The organism is Shewanella gelidimarina, assembly GCF_023283945.1.
Lineage (GTDB): Bacteria > Pseudomonadota > Gammaproteobacteria > Enterobacterales > Shewanellaceae > Shewanella > Shewanella gelidimarina.
The window spans coordinates 151,393-172,548 of the sequence record NZ_JAKIKW010000002.1 but is presented as its reverse complement, the minus strand read 5'-3'; the positions used below and the strand labels follow the sequence as shown (position 1 = coordinate 172,548).

General features: G+C 45.2%; 19 protein-coding genes. 16 read left to right on the top strand and 3 right to left on the bottom strand.

The window, feature by feature from the left end:
- Positions 1-247 precede the first annotated feature (247 nt).
- Complete coding sequence (locus L2729_RS02630; protein WP_248986852.1) at positions 248-1,357, top strand: anhydro-N-acetylmuramic acid kinase; 1,110 nt, start codon at positions 248-250, stop codon at positions 1,355-1,357.
- Between the two features lie 18 nt (positions 1,358-1,375).
- Here L2729_RS02630 and L2729_RS02625 read toward each other — a convergent pair whose 3' ends face one another.
- Positions 1,376-3,514, bottom strand: a complete 2,139-nt coding sequence (locus tag L2729_RS02625) for a winged helix-turn-helix domain-containing protein (protein ID WP_248986851.1) — start codon at positions 3,512-3,514, stop codon at positions 1,376-1,378.
- A 360-nt stretch (positions 3,515-3,874) separates the two neighbouring features.
- Here L2729_RS02625 and L2729_RS02620 point away from each other — a divergent pair, with 360 nt between their 5' ends.
- The 5 genes from L2729_RS02620 to L2729_RS02600 all read left to right on the top strand — a co-directional run bounded on the left by L2729_RS02620 (position 3,875) and on the right by L2729_RS02600 (position 10,083).
- A complete protein-coding gene (locus L2729_RS02620; RefSeq protein WP_248986850.1) occupies positions 3,875-6,634 on the top strand; it encodes a TonB-dependent receptor plug domain-containing protein in 2,760 nt (919 codons plus the stop codon).
- A gap of 90 nt (positions 6,635-6,724) precedes the next feature.
- On the top strand, positions 6,725-8,176 hold the full coding sequence (locus L2729_RS02615) for an alkaline phosphatase (protein WP_248986849.1): 1,452 nt from the start codon (positions 6,725-6,727) through the stop codon (positions 8,174-8,176).
- Between the two features lie 188 nt (positions 8,177-8,364).
- A complete protein-coding gene (gene aqpZ / locus L2729_RS02610) occupies positions 8,365-9,060 on the top strand; it encodes an aquaporin Z (RefSeq protein ID WP_248986848.1) in 696 nt (231 codons plus the stop codon).
- Between the two features lie 134 nt (positions 9,061-9,194).
- A complete protein-coding gene (locus L2729_RS02605) occupies positions 9,195-9,575 on the top strand; it encodes a DUF2750 domain-containing protein (RefSeq protein WP_101090528.1) in 381 nt (126 codons plus the stop codon).
- Positions 9,576-9,651: 76 nt separating this feature from the next.
- On the top strand, positions 9,652-10,083 hold the full coding sequence (locus L2729_RS02600; RefSeq protein WP_248986847.1) for a hypothetical protein: 432 nt from the start codon (positions 9,652-9,654) through the stop codon (positions 10,081-10,083).
- An 82-nt stretch (positions 10,084-10,165) separates the two neighbouring features.
- On the opposite strand, the gene erpA is transcribed toward L2729_RS02600, so the two are convergent.
- Positions 10,166-10,516, bottom strand: coding sequence for an iron-sulfur cluster insertion protein ErpA (gene erpA, locus L2729_RS02595; protein ID WP_101090530.1), 351 nt, complete (start codon positions 10,514-10,516; stop codon positions 10,166-10,168).
- The gene (locus L2729_RS02590) at positions 10,509-11,312 is read right to left on the bottom strand and encodes a DUF6776 family protein (RefSeq protein WP_248986846.1); all 804 of its coding nucleotides are present in this window, start codon (positions 11,310-11,312) and stop codon (positions 10,509-10,511) included. Before L2729_RS02590 ends, erpA begins: the two co-directional genes overlap by 8 nt.
- A 66-nt stretch (positions 11,313-11,378) precedes the next feature.
- Between L2729_RS02590 and L2729_RS02585 the strand changes: the two genes are divergently transcribed.
- The 10 genes from L2729_RS02585 to L2729_RS02540 all read left to right on the top strand — a co-directional run bounded on the left by L2729_RS02585 (position 11,379) and on the right by L2729_RS02540 (position 21,076).
- The gene (locus tag L2729_RS02585) at positions 11,379-13,094 is read left to right on the top strand and encodes a chloride channel protein (RefSeq protein WP_248986845.1); all 1,716 of its coding nucleotides are present in this window, start codon (positions 11,379-11,381) and stop codon (positions 13,092-13,094) included.
- 552 nt (positions 13,095-13,646) lie between these two features.
- A complete protein-coding gene (locus L2729_RS02580; protein WP_248986844.1) occupies positions 13,647-13,967 on the top strand; it encodes a c-type cytochrome in 321 nt (106 codons plus the stop codon).
- A complete protein-coding gene (locus tag L2729_RS02575) occupies positions 13,967-15,193 on the top strand; it encodes a sulfite oxidase (RefSeq protein ID WP_248986843.1) in 1,227 nt (408 codons plus the stop codon). Before L2729_RS02580 ends, L2729_RS02575 begins: the two co-directional genes overlap by 1 nt.
- Complete coding sequence (locus L2729_RS02570) at positions 15,190-15,600, top strand: cytochrome C (RefSeq protein ID WP_428848216.1); 411 nt, start codon at positions 15,190-15,192, stop codon at positions 15,598-15,600. Before L2729_RS02575 ends, L2729_RS02570 begins: the two co-directional genes overlap by 4 nt.
- 1 nt (position 15,601) lies before the next feature.
- Positions 15,602-16,009 carry a c-type cytochrome gene (locus tag L2729_RS02565; protein WP_248986841.1) on the top strand — a complete coding sequence of 136 codons (408 nt, stop codon included), beginning with the start codon at positions 15,602-15,604 and terminating at the stop codon, positions 16,007-16,009.
- Positions 16,010-16,335: 326 nt separating this feature from the next.
- Entirely contained in the window at positions 16,336-17,448 is a 1,113-nt protein-coding gene (locus L2729_RS02560) for a glucosaminidase domain-containing protein (protein ID WP_248986840.1), read from the top strand.
- Positions 17,449-17,796: 348 nt separating this feature from the next.
- Positions 17,797-18,744 (top strand): bifunctional Delta(1)-pyrroline-2-carboxylate/Delta(1)-piperideine-2-carboxylate reductase, encoded by a 948-nt coding sequence (gene lhpI / locus L2729_RS02555; protein WP_248986839.1) that lies wholly within the window; start codon positions 17,797-17,799, stop codon positions 18,742-18,744.
- 222 nt (positions 18,745-18,966) lie between these two features.
- Positions 18,967-19,500 carry an RNA polymerase sigma factor gene (locus L2729_RS02550; RefSeq protein ID WP_248986838.1) on the top strand — a complete coding sequence of 178 codons (534 nt, stop codon included), beginning with the start codon at positions 18,967-18,969 and terminating at the stop codon, positions 19,498-19,500.
- 107 nt (positions 19,501-19,607) lie between these two features.
- Complete coding sequence (locus L2729_RS02545) at positions 19,608-20,138, top strand: hypothetical protein (protein WP_248986837.1); 531 nt, start codon at positions 19,608-19,610, stop codon at positions 20,136-20,138.
- Positions 20,135-21,076 (top strand): DUF4097 family beta strand repeat-containing protein, encoded by a 942-nt coding sequence (locus tag L2729_RS02540; RefSeq protein ID WP_248986836.1) that lies wholly within the window; start codon positions 20,135-20,137, stop codon positions 21,074-21,076. Before L2729_RS02545 ends, L2729_RS02540 begins: the two co-directional genes overlap by 4 nt.
- Positions 21,077-21,156 lie beyond the last annotated feature (80 nt).

The window sequence follows — 21,156 nt, the reverse complement described above, 5'->3', positions numbered from 1 at the left end:
TAGCAATCTAAGCGAAAGCGCGTAACGCATTCTAGTCATAAAAGACTAAAAGCATTGAAACGAACCCGAAGGGCCGCGCTTCTTGGCTATTTTCACGGTGTTGTAGGCTATTTGTGGAGAATGACTAAACGACATAGCCTCCGCCTTGTCAAAATAGCCAATAAACGGCGGCAAAAACAACCGTGAAAGATCTACAGCCCCTAGTGTTTCTTATGCTTAATCAACGCCAACAGAAGAGTTCAATACTATGAACAAAAGCTATTACATTGGCCTCATGTCAGGCACCAGTATGGATGGTGTCGATGCCGTGCTGGTTAAATTTACCGCTGACACACCTACTTTGGTTGAATATCATTCTGAAGCTATTCCTGCGCCGCTGTTAAACAACTTACAGAAGTTATGTTTGCCTGGAAACGACGAGATAAACCGTTTAGGTCACCTAGACCGCGCTGTGGGTAAGCTATTTGCTACAGCCGTCAATAACTTACTTGAGAAAGCAGGGGTTGATAAACTTGCCGTTATTGCCATCGGCAGCCATGGCCAAACCGTCCGCCATATGCCGAATTTGGAGATGGGCTTCACATTACAAATTGGCGATCCCAATACCATTGCCGCCGAAACGGGCATTGATGTTATCGCCGACTTTAGGCGTAAAGATATTGCGCTCGGTGGCCAAGGCGCTCCATTGGTACCCGCCTTTCATCAGCACGTATTTGCAATGCCAAACCACAAGCGCATCATTCTCAATATTGGTGGCATCGCCAACATTACTTACCTGCCGGGTAACACCGACGCAGTGACGGGTTTTGATACGGGTCCAGGCAATACATTAATTGATGCATGGATCCAGCATCAGCAAGATCTCCCCTATGACAAAGAGGGAGCATGGGCTAAAGCAGGAACAACCGATGAGAAAATGCTTCAGCATTTGCTATCGCACCCTTATTTTGCTTTAGCGGCACCAAAAAGCACCGGTCGAGAACTGTTTAACCAAGCGTGGCTAGAGCAACAACTGGCCGAGTTTAATTATTTATCCGCAGCGGATATTCAGTCAACCCTACTGGACTTAACCTGTTACAGCATTGCCAATGACGCATTAGCACTGGCAAATGAGGCTGAGATGTACGTTTGTGGCGGCGGAGCTTACAACACCGAACTGATGTGTCGTCTGCAAAAGTTACTGCCTAATTACAAAATAGTCACCACCGCAGAGCTTGGTATCAACCCACAATGGGTTGAAGGTATTGCCTTTGCGTGGCTCGCAATGCGCTTCCATTTGGGGCTACCGGGCAATTTACCCGCGGTCACGGGAGCCAGTCGAGCAGCAATACTGGGCGGCAAGTTTTACGCCCTTTAGTCAAATACAAACGTTCTGTTATTTGAGCAGCTTGTGCTGCAGCATCATGACATCGCGATCAGAATATTTGAGCGTCATCAACAGTTGTTGCTGATGCTCATTAAAACTCATTGAGCCAAATGAGCTTAAGCTTGATGAGGGCAGACGCAGTATTGGCTCAATCACCTTTAGGGTAAAGTCCCAGTAATTTATCTGTTGATAACCCACGCTATTCGCTTTAAAAAAGATGCCATTATCAGTCACTGTCCAATTATGATTTTCTTTAAATACCTCTGACGGTACCTGCATAGTAAGCTTATCAGGGGCGGCTAATGATAGCGCCCACAAACCATTACGATCCTCTCTGGTAAACAACAATCGATTATCACTGGTTGCGTGAGCCAAACGTACTGCAACGCTAGAGATAAGTCTCACCTGGGGCTTACCGAGATAAAACTGACTTAAACCATCTTTGGTCGAAGTGAAAATTGAGGCGTCATCATAGCTCCAGTTCAAACGGCCATGATCGATATAGGGCGAGGCTAAAATGCTTAAGCTTTGGCTCGCCAAATTGAGCACATGGATCACATTGCCCTCGCCTTTAGCATCTGGCGCTAAAAAAGCGATATCCTTGCCATCGTGAGACCAACGAGGATAAGCCACTCGTTGATTGAGCGTTGTTAACTGGCGGCGATTCTCGCCATTATTATCTGCGGTCCAAAGCTCATTTGCGCCAGTAACATTCGATACATAAACAATGCGTTTAGTTTGGGCTGAATAATCAGGATTACGAAAACTAAAGCCGGACTGCAACAAAGGAAACGGCGCACTTGGCACGGTTGAATGTGTGGGTAAATAAACAATTTTATACTCTTTGTTATGACGTTCGAAGACTAACGCATCACTGTTGTCTAAAAACTTAGGATAACTTAAGCCTTTGATATCTAATGCGTGTGTCTGATTACTATTAATATCAATAATAAAACCATTGCGTACACCTGATGTCTCAGTACTAAACACCACACGCTGATTATCATGGTGCCAAGTAATCCCTCGAATATCTTCCAAGCCTTCCGTTAAGCGCACCTCTTCACCGGTATGACGGTTGCGAATAAAGATATCTTCGGAAATATTGCCAAAGCGCCGTGCAATGGCTAACCATTTTCCATCATGGCTATAAGCCAGATCGCGGTCTCTGTAGTTACAATCCACTAAGCAAGAAAGCCTGACAGGCTGTGCTCCCGCTTCAGCTAGCTTAAATAGATACAGCCCACCAATGTCATACTCAGAGTCGAAGCCTATATAGGCAAGTTCGCCGCCGTTAGGTGATATATCAAGTGCTGACATATAACTATTACAACGGACCAATGGAACCGTCTTGGCCGTCGCGACAGTAAAGTGATTAATAATACACTGGCCGCTTTGTTTGTCTTCACTTGGAAAATACAGCGCGGTGCCATCTTGACTCCAAACTGCACGCGCTTCTCGGCTAGAATTAGAAGTGAGTCGTTTCGGGCTACTGTTAAAATCGCTGAGGTCTTTCAGGTATAAGCTATAGCTTTGACCATTACTACGACTGCCAAACACTAGCCATTTGCCGTCTGGCGATACCGCCGGAAATCGTTCAGCTTCCCCGCCCCAAGATAAGCGGGTTATCTGCGTCTGCATCATTTTAATACGATCATGATAGAGGTGATAGCCGAGCGTCATCAGGCTAATAACACAGATAACAAAAATACTTATCCAACTACGTTTAAGAGCAATGGTTAGCTTATCGACTTGCCTTTGCACTTGCTGCAATACATCGACATCATCAACCAAATCCGCTGGATTATATTTGGGTTCTACCAATAAACGATAACCGCTTTTACGCACCGTCTCGATAACAGGCTGGTCAGAGATCGGGTTGAGTTGCTGGCGTAAATGCCATATTGCATTAGTTAGCGCTTTACTGCCGACATACGCATTGCCGTCCCAAACGTGTTCAATAATCTCTTCACGAGATACCACTTCAGGGTATCGGCTAGCAAGGTACGTGAGCACTTCAATAAATTTGGGTTGCAGTGTAACGTTGCCATCAGTCGAAGTATGCTCGTTAGCTGCCGTAAAACGTAAGCTATGATCGCTTGGGTCAATAATGCAGCTTGCAAGCTCAAACCTAATCATTAATTTCTTCATTGCCGCTACACCTCTGTGCATATTTAGCCAAACATGAACTGACTCTGCACGTTATCCATTACTGCCGCTGTGGCCATCATAGTGATCACGATCATTTAACCCACACATTTAACATTACAAACCACGCCCCAAAAACTATACTAACTCATTAATTAAAAACAGAATAGATATTAAATAGATATATAAACAACGAATAAACGACACACAAACCATTGCTAGAGGTTAACAAAGTATTTACAAGTTAAGTCCGGGCAAACTGAAGGGACCGCACCACACCTAAAGACATAGCTCCTATAAAAAAATAGCCAGAGAATCTCCCCACTGTTATTGGCTAAATAAAACAAAAAAGGACGACAACTGATGAAACGAACAATATTGAGTATGGCGATTGCGCTCGCCACAGTAGCACCGACTACGGCACTTGCTGCAGACATCACTCCAGCGCAAAATGCAGAGCAGCCAATAGAGAAAATTCAGGTAACAGGTTCGCGGATCAAACGTACCGACTTTGAAGGTGTCGCCCCGGTAACCGTTATTACTGCCGAAGAGATAGCCAATAGCGGACTCAGCTCTATCGCTGAAGTACTGCAATCATCAATAGCCAGCAGTGGCGGCTCTTTAAATGGTGAAAGCGATGGCTTCACCGACAGCGCTAGCTCAGTCAACTTACGCGGTATGGGTGCCAATAGAACCTTAGTTCTCATCAATGGCCGTCGTCAGGCATCTTTTCCAAGTGCAGCAGGTGGAACATCAAACTTTGTTGACGTTTCAGACATCCCTACCGCCGCCGTTGAACGTATTGAAATACTAACGGGTGGCGCCTCGGCAATTTATGGCTCTGATGCTGTTGGTGGTGTGGTGAACATCATATTAAAAACCGAATATGAAGGCAGTAAAATCGCGGTTAAATATAACGACCCAACACAGGGGGGTGGCGAACAGCTCGACCTATCTTACCTGCAGGGCTTTAATACCGATAAAAGCCAAACGCTGCTGATGATCGAATATAAAAACGTACAGCAGATCCAAACGGACCAGAGAGATCTACTCTACAGTCCTGCTTATTACGAAGATGAAGACGGTGATAAGCGTTGGGGAGCTGGCCCATACGGCGATGCATCAGCCTCTAGCTGGGCATCATGGGTTCGCGATTACGATAGCGTCTACACTGATGATAAATACAGCCCAGTCGATGAAGCACAATGTGAAAACCTATTTGGTGATAAAGGTGTTTATACGCCAGTGGGTAAATACGATTGTTACTATGACAAGTATGCAGACCGTGGTTTGCAATCAGCATATGACCGCATCAACTTAGTTCTCAGCAGCACTTATGATCTCAATGACGATTGGCAGCTTTACGGCATGGTCAACGCCTCTTATAAAGAATCGACCAAGTACAAAGATGAGAAAGGCTTCGGCACTTATATCTACGAAGATGATGCTACCGGCGCACTCAGTTATGAAAAAACTGACTTTGACGATTACAACAAGTTCCAAATGCGTCGCCGTATGGAAGAATTCTCTGGAACACGTACTTACGATACCCAAAATACCAAAGCAGCGCTCTCGTTTGGCGTCGACGGTAATATCGGTGAGTATGAGCTCGATGTCTCTTGGTCAAGCAGTTACAACAAGTACGAGAAGCAAAATCATCACATGGTCAAAGCGGATGCACTTTTGGACATGCTGACATTCAATCCTAGCGATACAGATGCCGCTAAGTGGTATCCAAATAACAAGCTCAGCACGGAACAAGCAAATGCATTGATTGGTGATTCAACCAAAGAATCAGACTCAAGCATGCATCAATTTCAAGCGGTATTCACTGGCGACTTGATGGAGCTATCTGCGGGTACTGTTGGCTTTGCAACAACCGCTGAGTGGGCTCGAGAAAGTTATGAAGACACACTAGATGCCGTCACTACAAGCGGCGGTTATATCGGTATGGGTGGCACGGGCGGTAAAGGCGACCGCGATCGCGTCGCCGTTGCGGGTGAATTACAGATCCCACTGCTCTCCAATATCACTGCGGTTAAATCACTCGAGCTTTCAGCTGCACTACGTTATGACCAATATTTAGATGATTCCGACGTTGGCGGCGCCACCACACCGCAAGTTGGTCTGATGTATCGCCCAATTGATGAAGTGCTTGTTCGTGCCAACTGGGGCAAAAGTTTTAGAGCACCAGATATGCATCGTCTATACGCCGGTATCACCCGTAGTTTTGGCAGCACTGAGTACCCTCATCCAACCATACCTGATGAAGTTTACGACGATCAATATGATGGCATCAGCTCGGGCAATATCAATCTGACCGAAGAAAAAGGTGATTTCTGGAACCTAGGTTTGGTCGCTAATATCACCGACAACGCAGACTTAACCTTAGACTGGTGGAACATAGAACTAGAAGGTGCCGTAAAAACCATCTCAACCGATGAAATGTTAGATGATGCCGCTCTGTATGATCAAACAGGCAATTACACCAGCTGCGATCAAATGAATATTGTTGGCTACTTAAATGAACTTGATGACGACGGTATTGAAAACCTAGCCTGCATGCGTAAAGGCCCAATTAACAGCGCTTATGAAGCCTCTGAAGGTATTGACGCAAGTTTTAATTATCAATTCCCAGAAACTGCAGCAGGTGAGTTTAAATTGAAACTAGCCGCCTCTTACTTAATCAAAAAAGAGTATCAAGAAACTGTTGAAAGCGAGATTGAGGAACAGACTGAAACCGATTATTTTCCTAAATGGAAAGGTCAGGCAAGCGTAAATTGGAAGATGGATGATTTCTCAGCCACGTTAGCCTATTACTACACCGGTGAAGCCAAAGGCCAAGATACCTTTACCTTAATAGATGCCGATGGTGACGAGTATGAAGAAGAAGACTACACCGATGTGCTTGGTGCCTATCAAACCCTTAACCTGACGCTAAGTTACAGTGCGCCTTGGGACGGAAAGTTCACCGCCGGAGTCAAAAACCTGACTGACGAAATGCCGCCTCTCTATGATGAGCGTAACGACGAGCATGACAGCTGGCCTTTCTACGAAGAGGATAACAGCAGCTACTCGGCTGTAGGCCGTAGCGTATTCTTCGGTTATTCACAGAAGTTCTAACATCGCCCTTTATGGCGCCTAACTCTCTTTCTAGGCGCCCTTTTTAAATGCACACTAAGACACTCGGCTTAGCCTCCCTTTTTTAGGGGAATGTTTACTATCGAAGCGACGCCGAGCCTGCTCTTTACTGCCATTATTGTGTTTCAATTTAGGGATATTCCTATGCAGTACTTATTGAAATCCTGCGTGTTACTGTTTCCACTTTTGACCGTTTTTACAGCTCAATCGGTAACAGAGTCAGTACCAATTTCCGCTCAAAGCACAGCCCAAAAGAGTGTTGGACAATCAAGCACTCAAGCACCTAAAAACATCATCTACGTCATTGGCGATGGCATGGGGCCAGCCTACACCAGTGCTTATCGTTATTTTAATGACGACCCAGCAACTCAAGCCGTCGAGCCAACTATATTCGATCAACTCTTGGTTGGCATGTCGAGTACCTATCCCGACGATGACACCTATGTCACCGATTCAGCAGCCGCTGCCACGGCACTGGCCACCAGCCATAAAACCTATAACGGGGCTATCTCTGTCACCAAAGATCAGCAACCTTTAACCACCCTGCTTGAGCAAGCGAAAGCGGCCAACAAAACCACCGCGGTAGTGGTGACCTCTCAAATTAATCACGCGACCCCAGCAAGCTTTTTGGCGCATAACGAATATCGTCGCAACTATGACGCCATCGCCGACAGCTATCTGACCAACCTTATCAATGGTCAGCCAGTAGCAGACCTGATGCTCGGCGGCGGGCAAAAGTACTTTGTCCGGGATGATAAAGACCTCACTAAAAGCTTTATCGACCGCGGCTACCATTACATTGATAACATGGACAACCTCAATCAGCTTACAAAGCTGCCCGCTCTCGGTCTGTTTGCGAACAAAGGATTAGCGCCAGCACTGGGCAGCAAATATCCAGCGCGTTTAATGCAGATGACGGATAAAGCGTTGCAGCTTGTTAGTGCACGTGAGCAACCTTTTGTGATGATGGTAGAAGCGAGTCAAATCGACTGGTGTGGTCACAGCAATGATATTAGCTGCGCGATGGCCGAAATGGATGATTTAGCCAAAACGGTAAGCTTAATCAAAGCCTATATTGATCACCATCCGGATACCTTGCTAGTGATGACCGCTGACCATTCAACCGGGGGGTTAAGCTTAGGCCGCGCGGGCACTTATCAATGGAAAGGCCAGGCATTGAAACATGTCACTATGATGCCCAGTGCCATTGCAGCCAAGATGCTTGATTCTACGCAGCCGCTAAAACTGTGGCAGCAAGCGACTCAACTCCCCTTAACTGAAGCGCAACAAGCATTGTTAACCGCCAATGTTGCAACGGCAAAAACAGCAAAAAAACCGCTTAAAAAACTCACCCACTCAGTAAAGCTATTAATTGATGAAGTGACTTATACCGGATGGACCACCAGCGGCCACGATGGCGTAGATGTTCCGGTGTTTGCCTATGGCATGGGCTACCAAGCCTTTATAGGTCATCAGGACAATACTGATATCGCCAAGACCTTAATGCAGATGATCGCCCTTTAGTCCCCCCTCTCGTCACGCTTGTAGATCAATTCAAACAAGCGTGGCGAATATCATCAAATTAACATTTCTTTGAATTATGCTTTATATTCAATAGCGAGTGCGCAAGTTTTATACATAAACCACATAATGAATGGTGAGTGCAGTCTGTTCATTGAGGTATGTCGGTAAAATCAAAAGGATCAGGATTTATGAATATATCTCAAAAAATGATGGCTGAATTTATTGGCACACTATGGTTAGTACTAGGCGGCTGTGGTAGTGCAGTAATGGCAGCCGCTTTCCCCGAGGTTGGTATTGGTTTACTGGGGGTTGCATTTGCCTTTGGTCTTACCGTTCTCACTATGGCATTTGCGATTGGTCACATATCGGGCTGCCATTTAAACCCTGCGGTTTCTTTCGGTTTATGGGCGGGTGGCCGTTTCCCTGCATCGGATCTGGCACCTTACATTATTGCTCAAGTTGCTGGCGGCATTGCAGGTGCTGGCATTTTGTACTTGATTGCGTCAGGCCAAGATGGCTTTAGCTTATCAGCAGGCTTTGCCTCAAATGGATATGGTGAGCACTCGCCAGGAGGTTATAGCTTAACGGCCGCGTTGATTTGCGAAATCGTGATGACCCTTTTCTTCCTCATTATTATTCTCGGTGCCACTGATGAGCGCGCACCAAAAGGCTTTGCGCCCATTGCTATTGGCTTAGGGCTAACGCTTATCCATCTGATCAGTATTCCAGTGACCAACACCTCGGTAAACCCAGCCCGCAGTACAGGTCCGGCACTCTTTGTCGGTGATTGGGCATTGTCACAACTTTGGCTATTTTGGGTCGCACCGATTATCGGCGCTATATTAGCGGGTGTTATTTATAAGTTCTTTAATGCTAAAACATAGCAATAACTAAAAGCAGAGCCTATTCGGCTCTGTTTTCTTTTTCATTCCCCTGCTAAATGTTACTATCCGTTCCAATTCGGCGCATTGAGTGCATAGCTTACGCCCGCCCCATTTAAAATTAAGAGATGTAGACCATGAGCAACAAAAGCAAAAGCATGAAGCAGATTACTGAAATGACGCCAGAATCTCGTTACGACTACCTTGTAGAGCAAGTAACAGAGCACAAAACATTGTGGTCTCTACAGGATGCAGATGGTTGCGTAATGCTAACCACCGATGATGAAGACTGTATCCCAATGTGGCCAACCGAAGAAGCTGCTGCGCTTTGGGCTGTTGATGACTGGCAAGATTGCCAAACATTGGCTATCCCACTTGATGAATGGTTAGAGCGTTGGGTTCCTGGCATGCAAGATGACGACCTTTTCGTTGCTGTATTCCCTGTACAAGAAGATCTTGGTGTAGTGATTCAACCGTTTGAGTTAGAAGAGCGCCTTGCACCAAAAAAGAGCCACTAATTTAGTAAAGCTTCACGGCTAGCAACTTCCTGCTAGCCGCAGCCAAACTATCTGCCTGCCTAAAAGAGAATAAAAAGTGGATACCAAGAACCCTGTCACCGCTTCCAATACGCTTAGCAAAGTTATCCTGCCGAAACGCCTTATCGCCCTATTAGTCTTTTTGGTATTGATATCTATCACTGGCCTGATAATGAAGCAAGGGGTGTTGTTTTGTATTCTCACCCTGTTCATGGTGCTAGCCATTATAGGTAAGCAAAAAGCGGGATTAATCATGCTGCGTGTATATACCTCTTTGCAGCTGGCCATTGTGAGTATGTTACCTTTAGTGCTTTACGATCCTGAAAACTTGGCATCAAGTTTTGCTATCGGCAGCTTTAACGCACAAGTGCCTGACTGGATAATATTTAGTATTTTGATTTTGATAGCCATCGTACAAGTATGGATAGCCTTCACACGTAAGGTTGGACAATACTTTAATCGGGAAGTTAATCTCAACATTATGCGTTGATTGAAACCACAGACACAAAAAAGCCGTCAATTGACGGCTTTTTTTATTGAATGACACTTCAGTGCCTAGCGCTATAATCAGTTTACACTGAGAAGCTAGCACCACAACCACAGGTTGTCGTTGCATTCGGGTTTTTCACGAAAAAGCGTGAACCTTCTAGGCCTGTAGTGTAATCCACTTCACCACCAACAAGGTATTGTAGGCTCATAGGGTCAACAACTAACTGAACACCCTGCTTCTCTACAGTAAAGTCACCCTCGTTTACTTTTTCATCAAAAGTAAAGCCGTATTGGAAACCAGAGCAACCGCCACCTGTTACGTATACACGTAGTTTAAGTGCGTCATTTTCTTCTTCATCAAGCAAGGTTTTTACTTTTGACGCTGCCGCATCAGTAAAGCGGATTGGCAGAGCATCTTCAGCTTGTTCAGTCATTATTACCTCTTACATCTAATTGCTGTGCAGAATTATCTAATACCTGACCGTTTTGTTCAAGTACTATGCTCTGCTCATTTTCAGTGACTCGTAATTCTTGTGAACTGTATTCTTGTTCAGTTTGTGAACCTTTAGCCCAACGACTCGCTGGCACGGTAACTTTGGCCTTCACTCTAGACAAGATAAAGCCATCTGGCAAAGTGAATTCTGTCTCTAACACCTGAAAATACCTAAACTTAAATTTAAAAGATGCATCACTTAACTCAGATAACTTAATCGACTTAGGTTTACCGTCTTCAAACCCGATAAATGTCACTTCACTTCGCCCTGATACTGAACGCTTGCGCTTTTCGAGTTGAGTGAGTACTAATTTAAGCCTATATTGACCAGGTATAAGTTCAGCAGATACCTCTAAGCCATTAATCGCAACGCCATCGGCGCTGTTTTCCGGTGCCATTACACTGCGATAAAAAGCCAGTTCTCGCGCTAACGCTTGCTGCTTACCCTCTTGCTCAACAAACATGGTGTGCATATTGGCATTAGCCTCTCGCGCTAATGCTAATTCAATATTGCGTGCGGCGAGGGTCTTTGCTTGTGCATGTAGCTGCGCTGAAAGCGCCTCAGTTCGATCAACTGGTTGCTCTACTTTCACTGCAAAATAGGGAGAGCCAACATCAAAGCACAGTGCCCCTAATACTAATGAAGACACTACCAACAAAGATAAATATACGCTTGAGGTACGAAATTGTCGTTCAATCACTTGCAAGCGATCGATCCAACGATGATAATTTGCCATTAAGTAACAGCCCCTTAATAAAAATCTCACATTTCAATGCGAATGTGACAATCAAAAATTTTGGAAATGTCTGTGTATCAAACAATCACTAAAATGCGACAGCAAACAAAAAAGTATCTCAACACTGATCTCAAAGATACGCTTTCTCAAGCGAAAGTCAGTGTTCAGCTGTGTTTACTCGCATTGCTTTTTGCGTTGTTTGCGTCAGCTGTCATCCTACTTTTTAGATTGCTCTTAGTGTGGTTTGACACCTATACCCAGACTCAAGCTCTGAATTTTACGGATATCATCGACGACTGGCGAGTGTTATTGCCACTTTTCGGCGCTTTTTTAATTTGGGGTGTGGCAAAGATGGGATCTCAGCGTTATAAGCGCATGGGAATAGCCTATGTAATTCATCGTGTTAAGCTTCATTACGGCAAAGTCCCATTGCAATCAGCTCCAGGGCAATTCTTCCAAGCCTTGTTTGCACTTGCCACTAACTTTTCGGTCGGACGTGAAGGTCCCGCCGTTCATCTTGGTGCTGTCAGCGCCAGCGTACTGGCCGAAAAATTTAAACTGCCCGACAACAGTGTTCGCATTATGTGTGCCAGTGGCATCGCTGCCGGTATCGCTGCCATTTTTAACGCTCCTCTCGCCGCTGTAATCTTTGTTTTTGAAGTGGTGTTGCGTGAGTACAAAATCCACTACTTTTTCCCGATTATGCTATCTGCCATTTGCGGTGCATTAAGTAGCCAAGTGGTTTTTGGCAACGTCCATGAATTTGAACAGATTGGTGCTGCCGTCATTCCTCTGAGCCAGTATCCCTTGCTTGCACTGTTTGGCATTGTGTTGGGTTGCATTGCCGCTGTGTTCAATCACACCTTGCTTAGCGTCACCGCCATGGGGCAACAGTGGCCACTGCTGCAACGCTTATTATTGGCAGGTGCGATCACCACTCTCGTCGGCCTTATCTTGCCCGAAGCTATTGGTAGCGGGGAGTTAGCCATTGCAGAAACCATTAGTGAGCATCCCAGTATTCTCTTTTTAAGCGCCATATTGATTGGTAAAATGGTGGCAACGATTGCCGCTATTGGACTTGGGATCCCTGGTGGTTTGATTGGTCCGCTTTATGGCATAGGGGCATTGCTCGGTACTATCTTGGCCTTGGTTTGCGCCATGTTTTTCCCCTCTATTGCGCCTTATATTGGCTTATACACCATCATTGGTATGACAGGCATGATGGGCGTCTGTTTAAGCGCGCCGCTTGCCGCATTAGTCGCTCTAATAGAGCTGACTGATAATGCATCTATCATTCTGCCATCGATGTTTGTGGTTATCCCGGCATTTTTGATTTCACATCAAGGATTTAAAACCAAATCGATTTTCTTCAAACAACTTGAGATTATGGGCCTGGGATATAAGGTGGCCCCGGTTAATTTAGGGCTGCAAAAAGTCGGTGTTCGTCACCTTATGGACAAACGTTTCGTAATTATTAGTAATAATGACGAGCTGCTGCTTGAAGTGTTAAAACGCGCAGAAGGTCGCTCGGTGTTAGTGCGTAATGCCATAAACGAAGTCGAGATGATACAACTTGAGCTGCAAGCGAGTGATGATGCGACGACGTTGACTCGCCACCCTATTCAAGGAGTACCTGATACCGCAACACTCAATGAGGTGTATTTGATTTTGTCGAAAGCACGACGAGGCGAAGTTTACATTTACCAAGAAAATAAAGACTATATAGTCGGTGTCATCAACTGGGCCTCGCTGCAAAAAGAGATCCGTTCTGGCCAGGTTTAATTAATGAGTTTAATCATCATTAAACGCTCTTCCCTACAGAAAAATAACAACTATCCCGCATTGGTGTTAGTCAGTTTTAAACAATGATTAGCGCCATATTAGTCCATACATAATCAATATTGTTGCTTCTAATACCCACTGATAACACCATCAAAATGGCTCAGTCAACACTTCCCCTGTCGCTCCTAGCGGCTAAAGCCCCTTCAGTCAACATTCACTCACCAATAACTAAACCTCTAACCAAGTTCGGATTAATAGGTTAATTCTCGTTATAAGAAGCAATTTACATTCTATTAAATGGGTTCTTTTATAACTTTTCACAACTTTTTACAGGCTAAAGATCACATTTATCTGTAGTTTTACGATCTCAATCGCCGCACAGGTTAGCGATGTACATTTTCATGTGCTGTTCCAAAAGGCATTGGCAACTATTGCGTACACGAAACATGACGCAACGGGTTAGTGAGCAAAAACATCGTCAGATAATCACGCTAAAGGCATCGAGCCTTCGGCGTAGGAATAGCAATAATATCATCCCGAAAAGGGCTATCTATGAGTGTAATGAAGATTAAGTTAGCTGCGTTTATGTTAGTACTTGCTCCGCTTACTGGGCAGGTGCAACAAGCACAGGCACAAGACAATCAAAAACTGCTCAATATGTGTATCGCCTGCCATGGTATTGATGGCAGCAACAGCTATGGCTCTATCCCTAACTTAAAGGGCCAAAATACGCAATATATGGTTGAACAGCTTAAACAATTCAAGTCAGATCAACGTCAAGATAAGACAATGAGCAAAGTCGCCAAACTGCTAACAGAAGAGCAGATGCAGTTTATGGCACATTATTTTAGCACTGGGAAGGAACAATACTGATGGCAATCGATAGACGTAATTTTTTAAAAGGGGCTGTCGCCACCTCGGTAACTGCAATGCTTCCAGCAAGTTGGGCCTTTGCCCAAAACCGCCCAGCTGGAATGGCACCACTTGATGTGTCAGCGGTCACTTGGTCAAAAGTAGATGATCTGCCTAGCCACTTTAAAGTACTGAACTCCAACCCATTGAATGCCTTTCCCCCTGAGCATCTGCTTGCACCGGTAAAGACCCCTGCCGACGTTGCATTTATTCGTTGGAATGGACAGATGCCAGACTTTGCTAGCATCAATCCCGACACTTGGGAGTTCACCGTTGACGGTGAGTCGATTGAAACCCCAAAAACCTACACCATTGCTGAGTTAAAGGAAAAATTCAAAACCGTGACCCAGCAACTGGTACTAGAGTGTGGCGGTAATAGCCGTGAGAACTTCTACCCCAATGCCAAAGGTAACCAGTGGAGTAATACCGCTGTGTTCTGCGCCGAGTGGACCGGCGTATTAGTAAAAGACGTACTGGCTGACTGCGGCGTAAAAAGTGATGCAGTGTATACCGCTCACTATGGCGTTGATAAACACTTAAGTGGTAAAGGCGCGGCCATCTCACGTGGGGTTCCTATTGAAGCTGCCATGAATGAAAACGCGATGATTGCTTGGGGCATGAATGGCGAAGATATCCCTTATATGCACGGATATCCTTTACGCATTGTTTTCGGCGGCCGCCCAGGATCCGTATCTCAAAAATGTGCCATCGGCATGGGTGTTCGTGATCGTGTTCACGACGGCAAGAAGATGGGTGCTCCCGCTTATCAAGTACCAAAGAATCCTGTTGCACCAGGCGAGAAGGTCGATAATAAAGACTTTAAAATTATCGAAGAGATGATTGTAAAGTCTCTTATTACTGCACCACAAACTGGCGGTGAGTTATCGCTAGGCGATAAATTGCAGGTCAGCGGACACGCCTGGGCCGGTACTCGCGATGTGGCTAAAGTGGAAGTCAGCTACGACTATGGCACCACATGGCAAACAGCTTCGTTAACCAAAGCCGTTAACCCGATGGCATGGCAGCAGTGGAGCATTAATATAACACTGCCTCAAACGGGTTATTACGAAGTTTGGGCGCGTGCTACTGACATTAAAGGTGATAGCCAACCTATGGTACAACCACAGTGGAACCCTAAAGGATACCTCTTCAACGGTTGCCATCGAGTAGCAGTAAGGGTTGTATGATGAAAAAAGCACTCTTATTAGTAGCAGTGCTGAGCGCGATGTCTTTACCTGCCGCTATGGCGGCAGATACCGCCCCAGTCAAGAGCTATCCGGTTGACCCCACTACAGGTCTTATCATGGCACCTGGCTGGGAAGTGGTTAAGCATCAATGTAACGCATGCCACACCAGTCTTATCATTCCACAGAATGTCGGCAGTCGTGAAGTATGGCGCGAGACCATCCAATGGATGATCGATACCCAAGGTCTTTGGGATCTTTCTGATACTTGGGACCCTGTACTCGATTATCTATCGACCTATTACAACGAAACGGAGATTGATATGAAGATCTTCAGACGTAAGCCATTAGATGCAGACAAAATGCCACCAATGCCAGTGGTATTGTCATCATCGAACAAGGAACATTAATATGGCTAACCGTATATCAAAGGCGATATTGGCCAGTGCGCTAATATCAGGTTTACTGTGCAGTAATGTTCAAGCTACTGATAGCTCATTTAAGGACACGCTTGCCGTTGCCGAACTAAAACTTGATAGCAGAGTGCTTAATTATCAAGCCGATGCCAGCAAAGGGGAAGTATTGGTCAACCAACGTTGTATTGCTTGTCATGGAGATGCCATGCTTAAAATCATGGCAACTTACCCTAACCTTAAAGGGCAAAAGGGTGCTTATTTGTTTAAGCAGCTAGTCCAGTTTAAACGTGGCGAACGTACTAACCCAATAATGCAAGGTCAAGCAGGTATGCTTTCTGAAACTGAAATGAAAGATGTGGCTTACTATTACTCCCAACAAGTCCCTGCTGATTTGAGCAAGTAATCCCCTATACTCGCTATTAACATAAAGCCCAGATTAACCCTCTGGGCTTTTTAGCACTTGCCAATGAGCCTTGCACAATCTGTTATCACAACTTGAAAAAACAACTTAACCACCTGCATTAATGTGTAATATGTGAAAAATGTAAATATTCACACGCCATAACCTATCCGAAAACCGACTGATACCCATCGCCATATTTCGCCACAATAAAGCGCCAACTTTACAAATGAGTAACAATAAAGGAATATTGAATAAGGATCGACTAGATTTAGGCTGTGGCAATGACATTGATACAGCCTCATCGTTATCACCTAAAGGACGCTTCGATGCTTAGAAAACCTCAGACCCAACTTGCCCTGCTTGCCGTCTCAGTCCTGCTGCTACTTTATGCTGCTAACTCTCAGTTCAATCCCGACAACAGTGACGTAGTCGTTAATACTCCAGCGCCCGTCACTAGCGCTAAAGTGGCACTCAAAAACCAAGTTAATCAAAGCAAATCAGAGCCAGATAAAATAGGTTCCGCACAGCAACGCATAGTCGCAGCTGATCTTGCTACTGCATCAAATTCAACTGAAACCCAAATGAGCTTTATTAATGTCTCGGATGCTCGCCCCACTAAGGCACCTAAAGAGATAAAAATAAACTCACTTGATGAATTGTCGTCACTGTTTGATTCGCTAAATTATAATACTCAAAGCTGGATCGATGGCAATCGAGAGGTCCCTAGGCTAACGTTTGAGTCGGTCAGTGAACGCTGGCAGGAAACCTCTAATAACATCCCCGTGCAGCAAAAGAAGATGGTATTTTTCAGGCTAATCGCACCGCTTATTTTAGTTGCGAATGAAAATATCCTTTTAGAAAGGCGATTAATTGAATCAGCACCATTAGATGATATTGTATTGCTCAATATCGCCGCTAAATATCGGATAATAACCCGCCTTGACCAGACGATTACAGAGCAGCAGAGACAGATGCTATTAGAGGAGATAGACATACTGCCGCCGTCATTAGTATTAGCGCAAGCGGCTGAAGAAAGTGGCTGGGCAACCTCCAGATTTACGGTCGAAGGCAATGCATTTTTCGGTCAATGGGATTTCAGTGGTAATGGCATGATCCCGAAACAGCAGCGTAAGGAGCTTGGCAATTATGGCTTAGCGCGTTTCGACACGCCTTTAGCATCTGTTGAGGGCTACATGCTTAATCTGAACACCAATAATGCCTATAAAAAGTTACGTAGCCTAAGGGCCAGCCTTCGTGCCAGCAACGCCGCTATTACCGGCATTGAACTGGCGGGTACTTTAGACAAATACTCAGAAAGAGGCCAAGCCTACATTGATGGAATAAGGCAGATGATCCGTTATAACAAGTTAGACCAAGTTGACGAAGCCTACTTAAGTGACGCTGCGCCGCTACACCTGCTTTCAAGTGCCAAGCAATAGCGAGTTTTTTAAGAGAGTATCAACACTGCTAAAGCGCTGCATATTTAACAAACGCAAAGTAAAAAGGGTTAGCTTATTCAGCTAACCCTTTCGATAGATGAAACTTTACCTTTAACTACACCTTAAATTTACTCACGGCATGCAGTAAAAACTCAGCCCGCTCTTTAACGTTCTCACTGCACTTATTCACCATTGCATTACTCATCAATAAAACATCAGACTCTTTTGGGTTTGCACGCTTTTGGTACTGTTGCTGGTCGCGCTAAATTAACCATATAGCAATATAAAGTTGATTGATTCATACTGCGACAACAAATGATATAAAATATACCGTTATCAGGAGCCCTTATGCTAGTCATCAATGCCGAGTCTGTGCACCAGTCTTTAAATTTTAATGAGCTTGTCGACGCGCTCGACGAAACATTCTCTCGTCCCGCAGGTATGCCCCAAAGGCAGGTTTTTAGTCTGGATGAGTCAGCAAGCCACAGTGATGCATTTGCGGTATTACCCTCTTGGAACGACAAAACCATTGCCGTTAAAGCCTTTACTTACTTTCCGGATAATCCACAAAAAGATCCTAAGCTCGCCAGTCTCTATTCCAAAATATTAATCTTTAATCGGGTCACCGGTGAGCCACAAGCATTGGTCGATGGTACCAGTGTGACGTATTGGCGCACGGCGGCTGTTTCTGCACTGGGTAGCCGTTATTTGTCGCGTGAAGACTCGAGTCAGTTACTGGTATGTGGTACCGGTAACTTGGCATCATTTATGGCTTTGGCTCATGCTAGTGTGCGGCCGATCACCCAGATTAGCGTTTGGGGACGTAATCAAGATAAAGCGCATGCGACAATGACGCTTATCCGCAATCAACGTCCTGACATTGAGGTTATCTATTGTGACAATCTCGAAACCAGCGTACGTAATGCAGACATCATTAGCTGTGCAACAGGCTCACCTACCCCCCTGTTTCCTGGCGAATGGGTTCAAGCAGGCACCCATACCGATTTTGTCGGCAACCACAACCACGATCGCCGTGAGTGTGATACAACACTCATCCAAAAATCGGCAGTATTTGTTGATTCAAAAATCAATGTCTTTGCCGAGGCGGGAGAGCTACTCATTCCAATTGCAGAAGGGCAATTTTGCTTAGATGACGTCAAGGGCGAACTGGCACAATTGAGCCAGTCTACAATCTCCGCGCGCGAAAGCGCTGAGCAGATCACCCTATTTAAAACTGTTGGCACTGCGTTATCAGATCTTGTCGGCGCTCAACTCGTCTACGCCAAGTTAACTTAAGCTAGAACTTAGCTTTTTATCCGGTGAGGCCACAGATACTGGCCTCATTGTTAGCAGCATTTCTTATCTCCTTCCCCCTAAAATCGCATCCCATCGAGGCATATTCCCCCTCACTAATTAAAATGGCGATTGCGCAAAAAATAATTTATTTTATTTTCGTTTAAACCTTTTTATAGGTTAGCTTTGTCTTATCTATATCGGCAAGCTCATAAGGAACATGTAGTGACAGCACAAATAAAGGTCTTGCAGCAGAGTTCATTCAACGAGCCGGATCTTATCGATAGCGCAAAAAAAGGCGACAAAGCTGCATTTAAACAGCTTTACCAACAACACCATCAACGTGTGTATGCGCTGTGCTTTCGCATCACCGGCCAAGTCGCCTTAGCAGAAGATGCCACCCAAGACTGTTTTGTCACCTTGTGGCAGAAATTGCCGCAATTTAAAGGCCAAAGCCAATTTACCACTTGGTTGCACAGTTTATCGGTTAACCAAGCGCTCAATAGCCTCAAGAAACATCGTTCGTTTTGGTCTCGATTTGTGGCAGCAGAGACCGATATTGCCGCGGTACAAGATGAATATGAAGATCTGGATAAAATTTTAGTTAAATTGCCAGAAAGAGCTCGTATTGTTTTTGTGCTCTATGCACTCGAAGGCTATAAGCATGAAGAGATTGGCCAACTTATGGGGATTGCCTCAGGCACCAGTAAAGCGCAATACCATAGAGCCCAAAAGTTACTGGCGCAGATGTTGGAATAAGTATAAGCGTCAGTCTATAAGCCTTTTTGTTAAACTGCTTACCTTTATTTTATCAACTTAAGAGTGAGCAGTTATCCCAGTAATACATTGTGTAAGAGGTCAGTAAAATGAGTCATTCAGAGGATAAATTAGAGCAGCTCATTACCAAAGCGCCTAAGACGATGAGCCCTGAGCGTTCGCTGTGGTCGGATATTGAAAAGCAGCTGGATAAACCTGAGTTCATTCAGCCCAATCATTGGCGCCGCGTCGCGGTGGCAAGCGTGGTGTTTTTGGTGGCAGTGCTAAGCACCGTGATGTGGGATCGTCAGCAACTGGTTTCTATTGAAACAGCTCAAGTGGAGGTATCGCCGCTGCTGAACACTTTGAATGACATTCGAACGCAACATCAACAACAAGTCGCCCTATTACAGCAAAGTCAGAAGGTGAATTGGCAAGCAACAGAGAAAGGGTTGCCATTAGAGAAAGGCATTGAGCAGCTAAGAAAAGCCGCACTGCAGATATTTGAAACACTACAGAAAAGCCCCAATGACAAACAGCTATGGCAGCTATGGCTTTGGACACAACAAAGAGAATTAGAGTTACTGCAACAGGGACAACAACTTCCAGCAGTCACACAACATCAGGGAGCACTAATATGAATACAGCAAAGCTTACCAGCCTAACCATAGCAGCACTTTTACTCAGTCAATCTGTCATCGCAGCTGAAGCCGTTGAAGAATCAAAACAAGTTAAGCCGAACTCGAAAGTCGACGTCAGCATACAGCGGGGCAATGTCACCTTTAAGTCTTGGGATAAAAGCGAGATATCTGTAAAAGGCCAACTCGACGAGTTAAGTGAAGGATTCACTTTCACGGTTAAGGGCGGCAATGTTGTCATCGAAGATAAGATGCCAAGACAATATAACGGCAGCAATAAAGATGGCTCTGAGCTGACCATCACACTGCCTAGCCAAATCAAGCTTCAAGCCGAAGGAGTATCAGCCAATTACACCTTAAGCACCCTCAATGGTAAAATTAGCATCAGCTCTGTGAGTGGGGATATTCGCGCGACTCAGCTGAGTAAAAAGGTAATGATCCGCACGGTTTCAGGCGATATTTTAAGCCGCGATTTGAGTGGTAAAGTGATGTTAGAAACGGTATCAGGCGAAATTAAAGATACCGACAGTGATGGGCAGATTGCCTACAGCCTCGTCAGTGGTGAGCTCACCGCGACAACCAAAGCTGCGCAAGTGTCGGTTGAACTGGTGTCAGGAGACGCAACTGTCACCTTAGCAAACGTAGATAATTTAAATATCAAGAGCGTCAGTGGCGATCTCGATGTGTCATTAAACTCGCTCAATGACAGGGCTAAATTAGCCAGTGTCAGTGGCGATATGAGTATTCAGTTTATCAGTAAAGCCAATGTGTCCTTCGACATCAACGGCGGCCCAAGTGGCAAGATCAGCAATAAATTAACCGATGATAAAGTCACCAAAGAAAAGTATTCGCCACAAACCTACCTTAAGTTTCAGTCGGGTGATGGCAGCGCAAAACTCAGCGCATCCACCATCAGTGGCGACATAGCCTTGTCTCATTAGCCATACCAAGCAAAGAGCAATCGATTTCGCGATTGCTCTTTGCCAGCCGAAACATGGTTACCCACTACAATGATTCGGGT